Below are 15,703 nucleotides of genomic sequence, written 5' to 3' on the forward strand. Positions count from 1 at the left end.
ACCAACGGCAAAAGGAGAAGCCATCCATGACAGACAGATCCTATCCGTTGAACACATGGTACGCGGTCGGCTGGGATTATGAGATCGTCAGGGGCCGCATGCTGGCCCGCACAATCTGCAACCAGCCTGTCGTATTTTACCGCAGGGCCGACGGCACCCCCGTGGCCATGGACGATGCATGCTGGCACCGTCTCGCACCTCTGTCCAAGGGGCAGTTGCGCGGCGACAATGTTGTGTGTCCCTATCACGGCCTCGAATTCGAACCGGGCGGGCGCTGCGTGCACATGCCGTCACAGGAAACCATCAATCCCTCCGCTTGTGTGCGCACCTATCCGATCATTGATCGTCACCGGCTGACCTGGATCTGGATCGGTGATCCGGCATCGGCCGATCCCGGTCGGGTGCCGGATTTGCACTGGAACGACGACCCGGAATGGACCGGCGACGGCGGCACGCTGCACCTGAAGGCCAATTACCTGCTGGCCGTGGACAACCTGATGGATCTGACACATGAAACCTTCGTACACGCGGGCTCCATCGGCAATGAGGCGGTGGCCGAGGCCCCGTTCAGGGTTTCGCATGACAGAGATAGGGTGAACGTGACCCGCTGGATCCTGAACCAGGAGCCGCCGGGCTTCTGGGGCGCGCAACTCGGGAAGCCCGGTCCGGTGGATCGCTGGCAGATCATCCACTTCACGGCGCCCTCTACCATCGCGCTCGATGTCGGGGTGGCCGTTGCGGGCACTGGCGCCCCCGAGGGCGACAGGTCGCAGGGGGTCAATGGCTTCATCACCTTCGCCATCACCCCGGAAACCGAGAAAACCACGCATTATTTCTGGGCCGCAAACCGCAACTTCGACATCAGAAACATGAGCCGGACGACGATCTGGCGCGAAGGTGTGCGCAAGATCTTCGCGCAGGACGAGGCCATTCTCGAAGCGCAGCAGACCGCGATGGACGCCAATCCCGACAAGGTTTTCTACGACCTCAATATCGATGCTGGCGGCAACTGGGCGCGTCGCAAGGTTGCAGCGATGATCGCGGCGGAAAGCAGGAGCCTGCGCCGCGCGCTATGAGGACATCCCCGCAAGGGAAAGGACAAAGCCATGAAAGCCGACCATCTTGACCTGACCGCCACCGTGGCCGAGACAGTCGATCTGACCCCGAATATCCGGATGATCCGCTTCGCTGTACCGCAGGGCGTGCTGAACCTTGAGGCGGGCGCGCATGTCACCTTCGATATCCCGAAGGGTGACGGGAAAATGACGCGGTCCTATTCCGTTGTCGATGATGGCAAATATCCCGAAATGCTCTCGATCGCGGTCAAGCTTGAGCCTGCCAGCAAAGGCGGGTCGCGCTACATGTGGTCACTGCGCGCCGGAGACGAGATCCATGTCTCGGCCAACGGGAACGCCATGCCACCGACATTTTCGGCCTCGGATTACATTCTTCTGGCCGGTGGAATCGGCGTTACGCCGATGACGGGCATGGCACGAACCCTAATCCGGACAGGCAAGACTGTCCGCATGATCTACTGCGTCCGGACCTCTGACGAGGCGGCTTTTGCCGAGGTGCTTGACCAGGTGCTGGGCGAGGGGTTGGAATTACTGTGCGACAGCGCGGGCCAGAAGCTGGACCTGCTTAGGCTTCTCGACAGTATCGGGCCTCAGACGGTACTCTTCATGTGTGGCCCGCAGGGGTTGATGGAATCGGTCAGAACCGGTTGGCAAGAGCGCGGTCTGCCGGTGCAGAACCTGCGCTATGAGACTTTCGCGAACTCCGGCAATTTCCCGACGCGCGCCTTTCAGGTCACCGTCGCCGAAACCGGCCGCAAGCTCCGGATCGGCGCAGACGAGAACCTGCTCGACGTGCTGATCGCAAGTGGGCACGACGTACTCTTTGATTGCCGACGTGGGGAATGCGGACTTTGCAAGCTACAGGCGACCGAGCCTTGCACGAATATCGACCACCGTGACGTGTTCCTGAGCCCGTCGGAAAGGGCGCGGAACGACTGCCTTTGCGCCTGCGTGTCCCGACTGAGTGGCGGACACATCACTGTCCATATCGATGGTATCCAACACGGACGCTCAGGCTGAAACACCAAGAGGAGAACAGAGCAGTGACAACTGACAATGCGCGGCGACAGGATTTCTACGACAGGATTGAGCCCGGTTCACTTGTCCCGCTCTGGGAGCGGATGAAGGGGCTTGTTCCGCCGGAGCCGACCAACAAGACCCATGCCCATGTCTGGCGATACGATGAAGTCAAGCCGCTGCTGCTTGAGGCAGGCGACCTGCTGACAGCGGCCGAGGCGGAGCGGCGCGTCCTCATCTTCGAAAACCCCGCCTTTCCTGAAACGTCGCGGATCAATTCGACGCTCTATGCCGGGATGCAGTTGATCCTTCCTGGAGAAACCGCACCGGCGCACCGCCATGCGGCGGGCGCGATGCGTTTCATTCTCGAAAGCGATGGCGGCTATACCACTGTGAACGGTGAACGTGCCGAAATGGCGCGTGGCGATCTCGTGATCACGCCGGGAGGGGCCTGGCATGACCACGGCCATGGGGGTAAAGGGCCCTGCATCTGGATCGATGTGCTGGACGCGCCGCTTGTCAATATCTTCGAATGCAGCTTTTCCGAGGAACTGGGCGATGCCGCACAGAAAATCACGCGGGAAACGGGGCATGCGCGGGCGGAATTCGGCTCGGGCATGCTGCCGATGCAGCCCTATTCGCCGTTCGGAAAGACCTCGCCGATCTTCGCCTATTCTTACGAGCGCGCCCGCGCCGCACTAGTGACCTTGGCCAAGTCCAGCCCGGCCGATCCGCATGATGGCTACGCCTTGCGTTACGCCAACCCGCTTGATGGCGGCTGGATCATGCCGACGATCAGTTCCTGGCTGACTTATCTGCCTGCAGGTTTCACAGGCCTGCCCTCGCGCGCGACGGAAAACATGGGAATTGTTGTGGCCCAGGGGCATCTGACGCTCGATCTGGATGGCACGCGTTACGAGCTTGGGCTGAACGACGTGATGGCCGTACCGGGCTGGACTTGGCGGACCATGAGCGCGTCAGAGGACACAATCCTGTTTCACTTCTCGGACCGCAGCGCGCAGGAGAAACTTGGGATTTGGCGGCGCCAGCGCGGTAGGGCCGACCCGATCTGGTAGCGTGTGATCGTTGAGTGTAGCAAACCGCCAGCTCGGTGTTGGTTCCAGCGTGTGGTGGTCTGCAGTTTTGTGACTACCAGAAGGAAGCACTGTGGGACAAATACTTCACGGGAGCGCCACGACCACGCAGGCGGTCCCCGCTCCCAAACAGTGACCGGAAGCTTCGAACGCGGCGCTGAGCCGGGAGCTGCGCATCAACATCAGGACGGTTGCCACCTAGCGCAAACAGGGCGGCGCGCATGACACAGCTCTCCGCTCAGGGGTCTCTGCCCGGTTCAACGTGACGCGATAGAAAAAGCGCAACGCACAAACTGTCTGATTGCGCCCCGGCCACGAAATACCCTGCGCGAAAAGTAGACCTGAAAGGTCCGGACAGCTTCTAATCCGAACTGATCTTGTGACCAGTCAGATTACCGGCTGAGCGTGGCAGCAGCATGCAGATAGGATCGTCGTGTGGCTGGCGACAGGTTGAGAAGCGTCATATCGTTGATCATACGGCGGCGCAGCGGACTTACCGCAGTCTTGGCATTTGCCATGGGATGGTCCCCTGTTCAAAGGTTGGTCTCATCAGCCAAACCTTCCCATCAGGAAGCCATTCCCGCCAATAGCGACGCCCATCCCGCGCCAGCGGCTCGTTCAATCCGGAGATTATCCGATCAGCGATAATCTGCTAAAGCAGTGCTAGACGGATGAAACACCGTTCACGTTCAGATACACGGCATATAGCGACGTCGTTCCGCAGATGAACAGGCGGTTCAGCTTGGCGCCGCCAAAGCAGACATTGGCCACAAGCTCCGGGATCAGGATCTTCCCAATCATCCGCCCGTCCGGCGCGTAGCAATGGACGCCATCGGCCGCCGACGTCCAGATGCGCCCGTCGCGGTCCAGCCGGAACCCGTCGAAAAGACCGTTGGTGCATTCGGCAAAAACCTCGCCGCCCGAAAGCGTGTCATCTGGGTTCACCCTATGGCGACGGATGTGTTTTGGTCCTCCCGGCAAATGAGTCACGCCGGTATCTGCGATGTAGAGCAGGCTCTCACCCGGCGAAAAGGCCAGGCCGTTCGGTTTGACATAATCTGTGGCGATCGCGCTCACCTGTCCGTCAGGTGCCACCCGGTAGACATGGCAGGCCCCGATCTCGGGTTCCGCGCGGTCGCCTTCATAATCCATCAGGATGCCATAGCTGGGATCGGTGAACCAGACGGAGCCATCGGATTTGACCACCACATCATTGGGCGAATTGAGCCTCTTGCCCTGCCAGTTGTCCGCAATGACCGTCACACTGCCGTCATGCTCGGTCCGTGTCACCCGGCGGGTCAGATGCTCGCAACTGACCAGCCGCCCCTGTCGGTCAACCGTGTGCCCGTTCGCGTTGTTGGAGGGCTGCCGGAAGGTCGAAACCCTGCCGTCGGTTTCATCCCAACGCAGGATCCGGTTGTTGGGGATGTCCGACCACAGCAGATAGCGCCCGGCGGCGAACCATGCCGGCCCCTCCGACCACCGCGCCCCGGTCCAGAGCCGCTCGACGCGCGCATGACCGATAATACACCCGGAAAATTCCGGCTCAAGCACCTCGAAACCCGTGCCTTCGATCTCTCCGAACATATCTCTTTTCCTCATTCGTATCCTGAATGCCGTATCTGATCAGAACGCGGCGATGAGCAGGAATCTTTCGGCTCCGCCCCCAGATCGCCTGACCGGTGTCGAGAATGCAACGCCTTGTTTTGCATAGTCACCAATCCAGCATCACGATCCACATCCGGCCCGACGCAGCGCTTGACCGCTTCGATCTGCCAGGGGCGTCTGCTACCTTTTCTGCGGGTCGGTTCATCGCCCGGAAACATGTTGGCCGGGGCGTCGAGATACTCGGCATCTCGCCGGTGCAGGCGTTCGGTTCGATTTGCGCCCAACCTGACCAGCCCCGGCCCCGAAGGACCGGGACCGGCAGCAAGGCCTACTGCCTCCAGATCGCCGAATAGGCTTCGCGGTAGGGAATATCAGGGTCGAAGGAGTTGCCTTCGATCCTCGACAGGCCTTCCTGCGTCACCAGCGCCGGCGATGTGATGTAACCCGAACAAGGCTCTCCCTGGATCGCGCGGTTCAACTCATCCACCAGTTGCCAGCCCTGAAGGTTCAGCGGCTCGGCCACGGTGATCGTCTGATAGTTGCCCGAACGGATCCGCTGGAAAGATGCCTCGGAGCCATCTCCGGCGGAACCGGCCTGCGGCCCGTTTTCACTGCGGATGCCGGCGGCAGCCAGAGCCGGGCCCATGAAGTCGAAATAGAGGTCATTGATTGCAAGCGCATGCGTCCAGCTGGCGCCATATTTCTGCAACAGCGACGTGGTCAGCGGCCCCATGCGGGACGAGGTGTCTGCGATGGGCGTGTCCACATATTCAAGGACCGTCCCGCCACCCGCTTCGATCACTTCCTTGAGGCGGTCGGCCTTGTCGATGGCGATCTGATAGGTCGAGTCGGTGAAGATGACCACGCCGATATCGGTGCCGCCATCGGCCAGCGCCCATTGTGCCGCCACTTCGGAAACGGTCATCGCGTCGGTCGAGACATTGGCAAACAGACCGCCAGGGGCGTCGCAGCCGATCACGGGACCGGAATGCCAGGCGACCATCGGGATGCCTGCGCCGGTCACGCCTTCCAGGGCTGCCTGTTGTTCGACAGCATCGAAGCCGTTGATGATGATGCCGTCCGGCTGCAGGGCGCGTGCCTGGCCGATTGCGGCAGTCCGACCCTGAATCGACCCGGCACCGTCCAGCACCCGAACCTGCCAGCCGATTGCCGCTGCAGCCTCTTGGACGCCGCTGGTCACGCCCAGAATGCCGCCGTTTTTCAGATCGCCAGCCAGCACGACGATGGACTTGCCCGCTGTGCCCGCGGGACCGGTTACAGGCCCGTCCCAGGTCATTTCGGCCAGCACGGGGGCGGCAAGTATGGTCGTGGCAAACAGACTTGATATGAAAGTGCGTTTTTGCATGGTGTCCTCCCTTTGCATGATATCCGCCCGCATGAGATGCGGTGCGGTTGTTCTCAACGTTTCACTGCGCCTTTTCGACGTTGAGCGTAGCCTGCTATGCCGATGGCGATCAGCAGTGTTACCCCGTTGAACAGCGGCTCGACCCAGAAGGAGCCACCGAATTGCTGGATGCCCGAGATACCCACAGCCAGGATGGCGACACCGACGATGGTGCCCCAGACGTTGACCCGGCCTGGCTTGATCGTGGTGGAGCCGAGGAAGGCACCGACAAGTGCGGGGAGCAGAAATTCCAGCCCGACCGAGGCCTGACCGATCCGCAACTTTGACGCGAGGATCACCCCGGCGAGCGCCGTGAAAGCCCCCGAGGCCATAAAGGCACCGATCACATATTTGCGTGTGGGAATGCCATTGAGCTGCGCCGCACGCTGGTTCGCGCCGATGGCATAGAGGTAGCGGCCGACGGGCGTATATTCTAGGACGATCCACAACACCAAAGTGATGGCGAGCAGGTAGTAGCCGGTGATCGGCAGTCCGAAAACGAAGGTCGTCGAGATGTCATAGAAGCCTTCGGGCAGGGTTCCGACCATCTGGCGTCCGCCGGTGTGCCACAGGGCCAGCGCGTAAAGCACGGTGCCCGTGCCAAGCGTGGCGATGAAGCTGTCGATCTTGGCGACTTCAACCAGCATCCCGTTCAGAAAACCGGTGAATGCGCCTAGCATCAGCACCACCGCCACGGCAATCGGCCAGGGCAGGCCCATCATCGTCTGCAGGCTGATTGCAAGGATGTGCCAGAGCACGATCCCATAGCCCACGGTCAGATCGATCCGCCCCGCCGCCATCGGGATCATCGCGCCAAGCGACAGCAGCGCAATGATCGCCTTGTCGCTGACGATGGCCCGCAGGTTCAGCATCGTCGGGAAGGTGTTGGGCAGGAGCACCGAGAAGAGCCCGATCAGAAACACCGTCAGGATGACCAGACCGTAGACCGGCAAAAACCGCATCAGTCTTTTTCCGAAAGACAGGCCCTTCAACTCTGCCTTGGTCGGTTCAAGCGCGCTGCTTCTAAGCGATTGCATAATCGTGTCCCTTGCCAGGCCCGGCATTGCTTGCCGATGCAGATTGAATGAGGTTTTCCGGCGACAGCCGGGTGCCCGTGAGTTCCTCGACGATGGCCCCCTGACTGAAAACGATGGCACGATGGCAGATTGTGGCAATCTCTTCGAAATCCGTGGACACGACGAGAATGCCAACACCCTGCTCCAGGGCCTTGTTCAGAAGCGCGTAGATCTCGGCCTTGGCGCCGACATCGACACCCGCCGTTGGATCCTCGCAGATCAGTAGCTCCCGGTTCGTTGCCAACCAGCGCCCGATCACCACCTTTTGCTGGTTGCCCCCCGACAACGCCTCGATGGCAAGGGTGGGATCGTTGGGCGACAGACCCAGTTCCCGACCGATGGCTGCCGCCTGATCGGCTTCGCGCGACTGGGACAACAGGTTCAGAAGGCTTCGTCCGATCCCCTCGGGATTGAGGAAGGTGTTCTCGCGGATCGACAGGCTCATCGCCACGGATTCCTCTGTCCGGTCCTTGGCGACCAGTCCGATGCCCGACCTCATGGCGGTTTGTTGCGACCGGAGATCCGGCGTCCTCCCATTCAACCGGACCTCGCCCGTATGCGGATGAGCACCGAACAGCGCCCTCGACAGGGCCTCGTGCCCTGCGCCTCTCAGACCGACAAGACCGACGATCTCTCCCTTGCGCAGGTTGACATCCAGCGGACCGACGCTGCCTGCGGAAAAGCCCTTCAGCGTCAGTACGGTATCGCCCGGCGGCTGGTCCGACTTGATCGTGGCCCGCGTCTTTCTCCCGACGATCTTGAGGACCAGTTCCTCGGGCGTGGTGTGTTCGATGGCGCGGATGCCCACCATTTCGCCATCGCGCAGGACCGCGACCCGATCCGCGATCCGAAAGATTTCGTCCAGGCGGTGGCTGACGTAGATCATCCCGACGCCCTTCTCGCGCAGCGGACGAATCGCCGCGAAGAGCCGCTCCACCTCGTCGGCGGGCAAGGATGCTGTCGGTTCGTCCAGAACAAGGAATTCGCTGTCCACAGCCAGGGCGCGCGCAATCGCAACCAATGACTTTTCGGTGCGCGACAGGTCCTCGACCCGGGTTGTCGGATCAAAGTCGCAGTCAACGCGGGCAAGCGCCTCGGCGGCGAACTTCCCGACCTCGGACCATTGGATCAGCCCCTTCCTGCGCTTGAACCCCAGCGCGAGCGCGATGTTTTCTGCCACGGTCATCCATTCGATCAACCCGAGATCCTGGTGGATGAAGGCAACCTTCTGTCGTTCACCAAATCCCGCCGGGCGATGTTCGTATGGCTTGCCATTGATCAGGACCTGTCCCGAATCCGGCCTGTGGATACCCCCCAGAACCTTGATCAGCGTGGACTTGCCCGCGCCGTTTTCTCCCAAGAGGGCGACGATCTCTCCCCGACCCACGGCCAGAGAGACGTCGCGAAGGGCATATGTGCCCCCGAAGTGTTTGTCGATGCTGTCGAAGAACAGCCCGCTGCGGCGCAGATCGTCCATTGTCCCTCCCCCGGAACGAGCATTGCAAACACGGTGCTTTACCCGTAACGTAACGCAAGTCTTGAACGGCATCAGCAAACAGTCAAGGAAAAAGTTACCGGTAACGTGACTCCGCGCTCATGGACAATAATGTAAGTAAAACCAATAAGGTAAGCCTCTCGATTGTTGCCGAGGCAGCCGGTGTGTCGAAGATGACAGCCAGCCGCGTCATGCGCGGCGAAGGCGGCTATTCCGAAAAAACACGCGAAAAGGTCATGGCTCAGGTCGACGCGTTGGGCTATCTGCCGAATCGGCTTGCACCCCTTCTTGCAGGCGACACAACATCAACTTTCGTGGGTGTGTCCATCCCCGATCTCGGAAACGAAGTTTTCGCGCAGGTGTTGGAAGGCATAGACCAGAAACTTGGGTCGCATGGCTACCAGACCGTTCTTGGCCTGACTCAGCATACCCTTGAAAAGGAAGAAAGCTGGATCGAAACCGTCCTGTCCTGGCAACCCGCCGGACTGATCCTTACCGGCAGGTCCCACTCCCGGCGGGCGCTCGACCTGCTGATGAATGCGGGCCTTCCCATCGTCGAGATCTGGGACCTCAATTCCAGCCCCCTGGACATGAATGTCGGCCTCGCCCATTTCGACAGTGGCTATGAGATGGGGCGATATCTCGTCAGGCTCGGCTACAAGGCCTTTGGATATGTTGGCACGTCCCACGACACGGCAAATGCAGCGTCACGACGACTGGAAGGGTTCAGCAAGGCCGTCAGCGACGGCGGAGGCACTCTGGTCCGGCAGTTTTGCCTGCATGACACTGCTAATTTCTACCCGGGATTCTACGGAACCGAGCAACTGCTTGCTTCCGGTGCAAAGGTCGAATGCATCTACTTCCAGAACGACTCCATGGCGTTTGGCGGATTTCAATACTGCGAGCGTATCGGCTTGAGCATTCCGCGAGACATCGGGATCGCAGGCTGGGGCGATATGCCGATCTCGTCAGTCCTTCGGAAACGCTTGACGTCGATCCACGTTCCGCACCTCAAGCTTGGACAAGCTGCCGCCGAAGCGATGGTCTCACGATTGAAGGGGGAGGCTGTTATCGACAGCCGCGATATCGGCTTCAGCCTCGTACCCGGCCAGACAGTTCGAGAACTGTAACGTCGCTGACCTGAGTATCAAAGGTCAAGCGGGCCCTGTTGCCCGAAATCCAGAACTTCCGCTGCCGCATCCGCGGGAAAATCCTCTATTCTCAGTTGCTTCAGATAGAGAAGGCACCATTCACGCCAGCAGGCGGCGTCGGCGTTGCGCAGGGTTGGGGGTCATGTTGCAGCGTGCCCGCTATGGCATTCAGTATGCCCTGTCGCAACGCTTTATACGGTTCTGTTGACAATAACCGCCGCCCTCCGCTCAACGCCTGGATGTCCAGTAAGTTTGCATTATCGGGCGCACTTGGATAGCCTGAAAGACAGGTCCAGAATGAAGGGAGTTTCGAGGATATGGCGCCGGGACAGGATGCAAAATCGGGGGTAACGGGTACTGGCGCGCCCGATGATCCTTTACGCGACGAGGGCGGGCAGGAAAGCCGTGATGCCATCGCGCTGCCCGCGCATCTGGCCGGGTCCGGCAGGCTGGATCGGCTGGTCGACACGGCCCGCGACTATGCGCGCGCGGCCGCGTCTGACAACACGCTCAAAGCCTATGCCAAGGACTGGGCGCATTTCGCGCGTTGGTGCCGGATGCGGGCGGCCGATCCCCTGCCCCCCTCGCCCGAACTCATTGGCCTCTATATCGCCGATCTGGCCGCGCCCCAACCCATGGGCACGCGCAAGCCCCCTGCCCTGTCCGTGGCCTCGATCGAGCGCCGCCTGTCGGGCCTGGGCTGGAATTATCAGCAGCGCGGCTTTTCGCTGGATCGCAAGAACCGCCATATTGCGTCTGTGCTGGCCGGTATCCGGCGCCAACATGCCCGCCCGCCGGTGCAGAAAGAGGCGATTCTGGCCGAGGATATCCGCGCGATGGTCGCCACCTTGCCCCATGACCTGCGCGGGCTGCGTGACCGCGCCATGCTGCTGATCGGCTTTGCGGGCGGTTTGCGACGCTCCGAGATTGTCAGTCTGGACCGGCACAAGGATGACACCATAGACAGCGGTGGCTGGATTGACATTCTGGACGGCGGCGCACTGATCACCCTGCGCGGCAAGACCGGCTGGCGCGAGGTCGAGATCGGGCGCGGATCGTCGGATCAGACCTGCCCGGTCCACGCGCTGGAACAATGGCTGCATTTCGCGCGCATCGATTTCGGGCCGGTTTTTACCAGCGTCACACGCGACGGCAAACGCGTGCGCGAGCATCGGCTCAATGACAAGCATGTCGCGCGGCTGATCAAGTCCTGCGTGCTGGCCGCGGGCCTGCGCCCCGACCTGCCCGATGCGGAACGCGTCAAGCTCTATTCCGGCCACAGCTTGCGTGCGGGTCTCGCCAGCAGCGCCGAAGTCGATGAACGCTATGTCCAGAAACAGCTCGGCCATGCCAGCGCCGAGATGACCCGCCGCTATCAGCGCAGGCGCGACAGGTTCCGTGTGAATCTGACCAAGGCGGCAGGGTTGTGACCCCTTGCCCTATCGTGGCGCGAAAGGATTCTCGATAGCAACACCGGTCGGGCTGAAATCACTGACATTGCCCGTTACAACAGTTGCGCCATGATGCAGCGCCGTCGCGGCAATCATCAGATCTGCGCCAGTATGCCCGATCTCTGACGACAGGCGCCCCCAGATCCGCGCATCCTCTGCCCCGAAAGCCAGCAGCCTGTCCGAAAACAACAGCATCGTGCGATCGAGCCAAGCGCGAAGGTCACGGGCGAAAGCCGGATCGCGGGCATCTTGGTGCCGGATACCACGCTCGATTTCCCCGAGCGTAATCACGCTCAAGAAAAGATCCTGCTCCACTTTTCCGCGCAACCAGGCTTCCACGCGCGGCGCCCGGTCGGGACGGCGCACTGCCGAGATGACATTGGCATCCAGAATATACATCAGAAGCTGACATCGCGCGGCGCAGCCTGGGCGCGCGGCACATCGCCTCCGGGAAATGCCATCAAGTGATCGGCAAAGCTCTCTCTGGCCTCGACAGCGCCTTTCAGAAGGCGGTGATACTCATCGGCAGACAGCACAACCACCGCTGGCTTGCCGCGGCGACTGACCTCCTGTGGGGTGCCGGCAAGGGCCGCATCCACAACCGCGCTGAATTTGTTCTTTGCGTCCTGCACAGTCCACATCTGCTCAAATCCATCTAGCTACCTAGCTAGACAGATAGGGCTTGACTTGCGTACTGTCAAGGATGGATCGGATTGAAGACGCGTCTTGCTGGCTCTGATGTCCAGCATTTGCAGATAAGCTCGTCGGGCGAGAGCCCCTTGAGGGCCTTCAACCGTCGACCATAATTGTAGACGCTGAAGAAGCCCGCGAGATACCGCGTGAGCGGATCGTAGTCATCCCGGTGACCTGCCCCAACACGCCGACCACGCCCCGCGCTGGCGGCGATGGCAGGTCTGCGGGCGATGGTCCGCGGGCTGGGGTGAGGCGGGGTTTGCGGGACGCAAGCGGACAGTTGACAGTGGGAGAAAGCCGCGCAGCGCCCGGTCGCGGGCGGGCGCTCCTGCCGGTCTGGGCTGGGCAGTTTATGTTACGGCCACCTCCGACGGTCGCGCGACATGCGAGGGTGAATAGCGCCCGCCGTCGTGCCGAAGGCACGCCTCCGGCGTGACGGGGCGGCCGGGCGCTGCGCGGCGGCCTGCGGCCTTCTCACCGCGCGGGGCAGGCCAAGGGGCGGTCCGCAACGGGCTCAAGTCTCCCCCTATCCCAACACCCCCAACACCCCCCGCGCGATCTCGCCTTCCTCATCCGCCGGGATGACCCAGAGCGCCACCCGCGCCCCCTCGGCATGCAGGCGCGGACCGTTCTCCGCGTTGCGTGCGGGGTCCAGTTCCGCGCCCAGCCAGCCAAGATGCGCCACGATGCCCGCCCGCACCTCGCGGGCATTCTCGCCGATGCCGCCGGTAAAGACGATGGCATCGAGCCCCCCCATCGCCGCGATCAGGCTGCCAGCGTGGCGCGCGGCCCAGTAGCAGAAATGGTCGATCGCGAAACGGGCGCTGTCGGTTCCGGCCTCAGACAGGCTTCGCATATCGGCACTCAACCCCGACAGGCCCAAAAGCCCCGATTGATGGTTCAGTAACTGGCGGGTCTCGGCGATCCCGCGCTCCTCGGCCAGGTGCAGCACGGCATTGCCGTCAATACTGCCGCTGCGCGTGCCCATGGTCAGCCCTTCGAGCGGCGAATAGCCCATGGTGGTCGCGACCGACTGCCCGCCCCGGATAGCACACAGCGAGGCGCCATTGCCCAGATGACAAGCCAGCAGGCGGCGGGGCAGATGGCCCGCGAGTTGCGGCAGGCGGCGGGTCAGGGCGGCGTAGCTGAGACCGTGAAACCCGTAGCGGCGGATGCCCTGGGCGGTGATCTCGGGCGGCAGGGCGTAACGGGTCGCCAGATCCGGGTTTGTCGCGTGAAAGGCCGTGTCGAAACAGGCGACTTGCGGCAGGTCGGGGGCAAGTTCAGTGATCGCGTCGATGGCCGCCAGATTATGCGGGTTGTGCAAAGGGGCGAGCGGGATGCAGGCTTTGATCGCGTCGCGGGTCGCAGGCGTGATGCGGGTTGGCCGGGTCAGATCTGTACCGCCATGCACGACACGGTGTCCGACCGCGCCAAGCGCATCCAGCGTGACGCCCTGACCGGCCAGCGCCTCAAGGATCGCTTTCAGCGCGCTTGCATGGTCGGGCATGGGTGTGGTGCTGCGCCTGTCCCCCAGACGCAGGGTCGCAGCCCCGCCGATGGCATCGGCCGCGCCGGTCAGGATCCGGCGCAGATCGGGGTCAAACAGCGTGAGCTTGATCGAGGACGACCCGGCATTGAGGATCAGGATCGGTTTGTCCATCTCAGAGCCCCCCAGAGGCTGCGGATCAGTCCCGGCGCCGTAGAAGTGATCACCAGCGCCGAGAAGCCGAAGCCCAAATAGCCGCGCATCCAGGCCACGCCAAGGATGCCAAGGGCGAGATAGCCCATCTGCCAAAGCCCCAGCCCCAGCGGCGCGGCCACCCGCGCCTCAGACGACCTGCGGGCGCATGTCGTCGCGGCTGACACCGGCCACAGCGACCGGGGTTTTCATCGCATCGCGGCGGAACGGATCGCCCAGTTCCTGATTGATCATGGCCTCGATCAGCGTGGTCTTGCCGTGTTTCATCTGATCCTCGATGGCCTTATGCAGCGCGGCGGTCAGCTCCTCCATGCTCCGCGCCTGCACGCCCTGCAAGCCGCAAGCCTGCGCGATGCCTGCGTAGCTCACCTGTTCATCCAGTTCCGTGCCCACAAAATTATCATCATACCACAGCGTCGAGTTGCGCTTTTCCGCGCCCCACTGGTAGTTGCGGAAGACGATCATGGTGATCGCAGGCCATTCCGGGCGGCCAATCGCGGTCAGTTCCGTCACCGCAATCCCGAAAGCGCCATCGCCTGCGAAGCCCACCACCGGCACATTGGGGCAGCCGATCTTGGCACCGATAATCGAGGGCAGACCATAGCCGCACGGCCCGAACAGGCCGGGGGCCAGATATTTGCGGCCCGCCTCAAAACTCGGATAGGCATTGCCGATGGCGCAATTATTGCCGATATCGCTGGAAATGATCGCCTCTTTCGGCAGCGCGCTCTGGATCGCACGCCATGCCATGCGGGGGCTCATCCAGTCGGGCTTGGCCGCGCGGGCGCGCTCATTCCATGTGGTGCCGGGATCGTCCTCTTCATGGTCCATCGAGGACAATTGCTGCGCCCATGCCGATTTGCGGCGCGCGATCTCATCCTTGCGCGCCTCGCGGCCCGCATCGCCTGCGCTGTCCGAGAGCCGCGCCAAAATCCCTTCGGCAGTTTTCTTCGCATCACCGACAATGCCCACCGTGACTTTCTTGGTCAGGCCGATCCGGTCGGGGTTGATATCGACCTGAATGATCTTGGCGCCCGTGGGCCAGTAGTCGATCCCGTAGCCCGGCAGCGTACTGAACGGGTTCAGCCGCGTGCCAAGACACAGCACCACATCGGCCTGCGCGATCAGCTCCATCGCGGCCTTGGAGCCGTTATAGCCCAGAGGCCCGGCGAAAAGCGGATGGGTGCCGGGGAAGGCGTCATTATGCTGATAACCCACACAAACGGGCGCATCGAGCCGCTCGGCCAGCGCCTTGGATGCCTCAATCGCCCCCCCGATCACCACGCCCGCGCCGTTCAGGATGACGGGAAAACGCGCCTCTGACAGCAGTTTCGCGGCCTCGGCAAGCGCGGCCTCGCCACCTGCGGGGCGCTCGAACGTGACCGGATCGGGGATCTCGATATCAATCACCTGCGTCCAGAAATCGCGCGGCATATTGATCTGCGCGGGCGCGGAATGGCGCCTGGCCTGACAGATCACCCGGTTCAGCACTTCGGCCACGCGCGACGGGTCGCGGACTTCCTCCTGATAGGCGACCATATCCGCGAAAAGTCTCATCTGCTCGACTTCCTGAAAACCGCCCTGCCCGATGGTCTTGTTCGCGGCCTGCGGTGTGACCAGCAACAGCGGCGTGTGGTTCCAATAGGCGGTTTTCACGGCGGTCACGAAATTGGTGATGCCGGGGCCGTTCTGCGCGATCATCATGCTGACCTTGCCGGTCGCGCGGGTATAGCCGTCCGCCATGAACCCGCCCGAGCCCTCATGCGCGCAATCCCAGAAGGTGATGCCCGCGCGCGCGAAGAGATCGGAAATCGGCATCATCGCCGATCCGATAATGCCGAACGCATGTTCGATGCCATGGCGTTGCAGGGTCTTGATGAAGGCTTCCTCGGTGGTCATGCGCATGGGGCGGCTCCTTGAACGGCAGGGCTTTGA

The 15,703-nt window shown here is 62.1% G+C and carries 14 protein-coding genes; 5 read left to right on the forward strand and 9 right to left on the reverse strand.

Annotated features, from left to right (window positions below):
- The first annotated feature begins 26 nt into the window (after positions 1–26).
- The 3 genes from BG457_RS05620 to BG457_RS05630 are packed head-to-tail and all read left to right on the forward strand — an operon-like array spanning position 27 to position 3,169.
- A complete protein-coding gene (locus BG457_RS05620) occupies positions 27–1,076 on the forward strand; it encodes an aromatic ring-hydroxylating dioxygenase subunit alpha (RefSeq protein WP_071795986.1) in 1,050 nt (349 codons plus the stop codon).
- Positions 1,077–1,106: 30 nt separating this feature from the next.
- The gene (locus BG457_RS05625; RefSeq protein ID WP_071795987.1) at positions 1,107–2,096 is read left to right on the forward strand and encodes a PDR/VanB family oxidoreductase; all 990 of its coding nucleotides are present in this window, start codon (positions 1,107–1,109) and stop codon (positions 2,094–2,096) included.
- Between the two features lie 23 nt (positions 2,097–2,119).
- The gene (locus BG457_RS05630; RefSeq protein WP_071795988.1) at positions 2,120–3,169 is read left to right on the forward strand and encodes a cupin domain-containing protein; all 1,050 of its coding nucleotides are present in this window, start codon (positions 2,120–2,122) and stop codon (positions 3,167–3,169) included.
- A 681-nt stretch (positions 3,170–3,850) separates the two neighbouring features.
- Here the strand turns inward: BG457_RS05630 and BG457_RS05635 are convergent.
- The 4 genes from BG457_RS05635 to BG457_RS05655 form a co-directional block, all read right to left on the reverse strand.
- A complete protein-coding gene (locus BG457_RS05635; RefSeq protein WP_071795989.1) occupies positions 3,851–4,774 on the reverse strand; it encodes an SMP-30/gluconolactonase/LRE family protein in 924 nt (307 codons plus the stop codon).
- Between the two features lie 349 nt (positions 4,775–5,123).
- Positions 5,124–6,161, reverse strand: a complete 1,038-nt coding sequence (locus tag BG457_RS05645) for a substrate-binding domain-containing protein (RefSeq protein ID WP_071796084.1) — start codon at positions 6,159–6,161, stop codon at positions 5,124–5,126.
- Between the two features lie 53 nt (positions 6,162–6,214).
- The gene (locus BG457_RS05650) at positions 6,215–7,237 is read right to left on the reverse strand and encodes an ABC transporter permease (protein ID WP_071795991.1); all 1,023 of its coding nucleotides are present in this window, start codon (positions 7,235–7,237) and stop codon (positions 6,215–6,217) included.
- Positions 7,224–8,753: a sugar ABC transporter ATP-binding protein gene (locus BG457_RS05655; protein WP_071795992.1), complete on the reverse strand. Its 1,530-nt coding sequence runs from the start codon at positions 8,751–8,753 to the stop codon at positions 7,224–7,226. The genes BG457_RS05650 and BG457_RS05655 overlap by 14 nt, the downstream gene beginning before the upstream one ends.
- 119 nt (positions 8,754–8,872) lie before the next feature.
- On the opposite strand from BG457_RS05655, the gene BG457_RS05660 reads away from it, so the two are divergent.
- Entirely contained in the window at positions 8,873–9,901 is a 1,029-nt protein-coding gene (locus BG457_RS05660; protein WP_071795993.1) for a LacI family DNA-binding transcriptional regulator, read from the forward strand.
- A 338-nt stretch (positions 9,902–10,239) separates the two neighbouring features.
- Positions 10,240–11,352 carry a tyrosine-type recombinase/integrase gene (locus tag BG457_RS05665; protein ID WP_071795994.1) on the forward strand — a complete coding sequence of 371 codons (1,113 nt, stop codon included), beginning with the start codon at positions 10,240–10,242 and terminating at the stop codon, positions 11,350–11,352.
- Between the two features lie 9 nt (positions 11,353–11,361).
- On the opposite strand, the gene BG457_RS05670 is transcribed toward BG457_RS05665, so the two are convergent.
- The 5 genes from BG457_RS05670 to xsc form a co-directional block, all read right to left on the reverse strand.
- On the reverse strand, positions 11,362–11,772 hold the full coding sequence (locus BG457_RS05670) for a type II toxin-antitoxin system VapC family toxin (protein ID WP_071795995.1): 411 nt from the start codon (positions 11,770–11,772) through the stop codon (positions 11,362–11,364).
- Positions 11,772–12,014 (reverse strand): type II toxin-antitoxin system Phd/YefM family antitoxin, encoded by a 243-nt coding sequence (locus BG457_RS05675; protein WP_071795996.1) that lies wholly within the window; start codon positions 12,012–12,014, stop codon positions 11,772–11,774. Before BG457_RS05675 ends, BG457_RS05670 begins: the two co-directional genes overlap by 1 nt.
- A gap of 578 nt (positions 12,015–12,592) precedes the next feature.
- Positions 12,593–13,729 carry an acetate/propionate family kinase gene (locus BG457_RS05680; protein WP_071795997.1) on the reverse strand — a complete coding sequence of 379 codons (1,137 nt, stop codon included), beginning with the start codon at positions 13,727–13,729 and terminating at the stop codon, positions 12,593–12,595.
- Positions 13,711–13,890 (reverse strand): hypothetical protein, encoded by a 180-nt coding sequence (locus BG457_RS05685; protein ID WP_071795998.1) that lies wholly within the window; start codon positions 13,888–13,890, stop codon positions 13,711–13,713. The genes BG457_RS05680 and BG457_RS05685 overlap by 19 nt, the downstream gene beginning before the upstream one ends.
- A gap of 7 nt (positions 13,891–13,897) precedes the next feature.
- Positions 13,898–15,673, reverse strand: coding sequence for a sulfoacetaldehyde acetyltransferase (xsc, locus tag BG457_RS05690; protein ID WP_071795999.1), 1,776 nt, complete (start codon positions 15,671–15,673; stop codon positions 13,898–13,900).
- Between the last annotated feature and the right edge of the window lie 30 nt (positions 15,674–15,703).

The organism is Natronohydrobacter thiooxidans (assembly GCF_001884735.1).
GTDB classification, from domain to species: domain Bacteria; phylum Pseudomonadota; class Alphaproteobacteria; order Rhodobacterales; family Rhodobacteraceae; genus Roseinatronobacter; species Roseinatronobacter thiooxidans_A.

Excerpts from the sequence above, each read along its gene's own strand:
- xsc (WP_071795999.1), bottom strand. The coding sequence starts at position 15,673 with ATGCGCATGACCACCGAGGAAGCCTTCATCAAGACCCTGCAACGCCAT.
- BG457_RS05655 (WP_071795992.1), bottom strand. The coding sequence starts at position 8,753 with ATGGACGATCTGCGCCGCAGCGGGCTGTTCTTCGACAGCATCGACAAA.
- BG457_RS05660 (WP_071795993.1), top strand. The coding sequence starts at position 8,873 with ATGGACAATAATGTAAGTAAAACCAATAAGGTAAGCCTCTCGATTGTT.
- BG457_RS05625 (WP_071795987.1), top strand. The coding sequence starts at position 1,107 with ATGAAAGCCGACCATCTTGACCTGACCGCCACCGTGGCCGAGACAGTC.
- BG457_RS05620 (WP_071795986.1), top strand. The coding sequence starts at position 27 with ATGACAGACAGATCCTATCCGTTGAACACATGGTACGCGGTCGGCTGG.
- BG457_RS05650 (WP_071795991.1), bottom strand. The coding sequence starts at position 7,237 with ATGCAATCGCTTAGAAGCAGCGCGCTTGAACCGACCAAGGCAGAGTTG.
- BG457_RS05635 (WP_071795989.1), bottom strand. The coding sequence starts at position 4,774 with ATGTTCGGAGAGATCGAAGGCACGGGTTTCGAGGTGCTTGAGCCGGAA.
- BG457_RS05665 (WP_071795994.1), top strand. The coding sequence starts at position 10,240 with ATGGCGCCGGGACAGGATGCAAAATCGGGGGTAACGGGTACTGGCGCG.
- BG457_RS05675 (WP_071795996.1), bottom strand. The coding sequence starts at position 12,014 with ATGTGGACTGTGCAGGACGCAAAGAACAAATTCAGCGCGGTTGTGGAT.
- BG457_RS05670 (WP_071795995.1), bottom strand. The coding sequence starts at position 11,772 with ATGTATATTCTGGATGCCAATGTCATCTCGGCAGTGCGCCGTCCCGAC.
- BG457_RS05645 (WP_071796084.1), bottom strand. The coding sequence starts at position 6,161 with ATGCAAAAACGCACTTTCATATCAAGTCTGTTTGCCACGACCATACTT.
- BG457_RS05680 (WP_071795997.1), bottom strand. The coding sequence starts at position 13,729 with ATGGACAAACCGATCCTGATCCTCAATGCCGGGTCGTCCTCGATCAAG.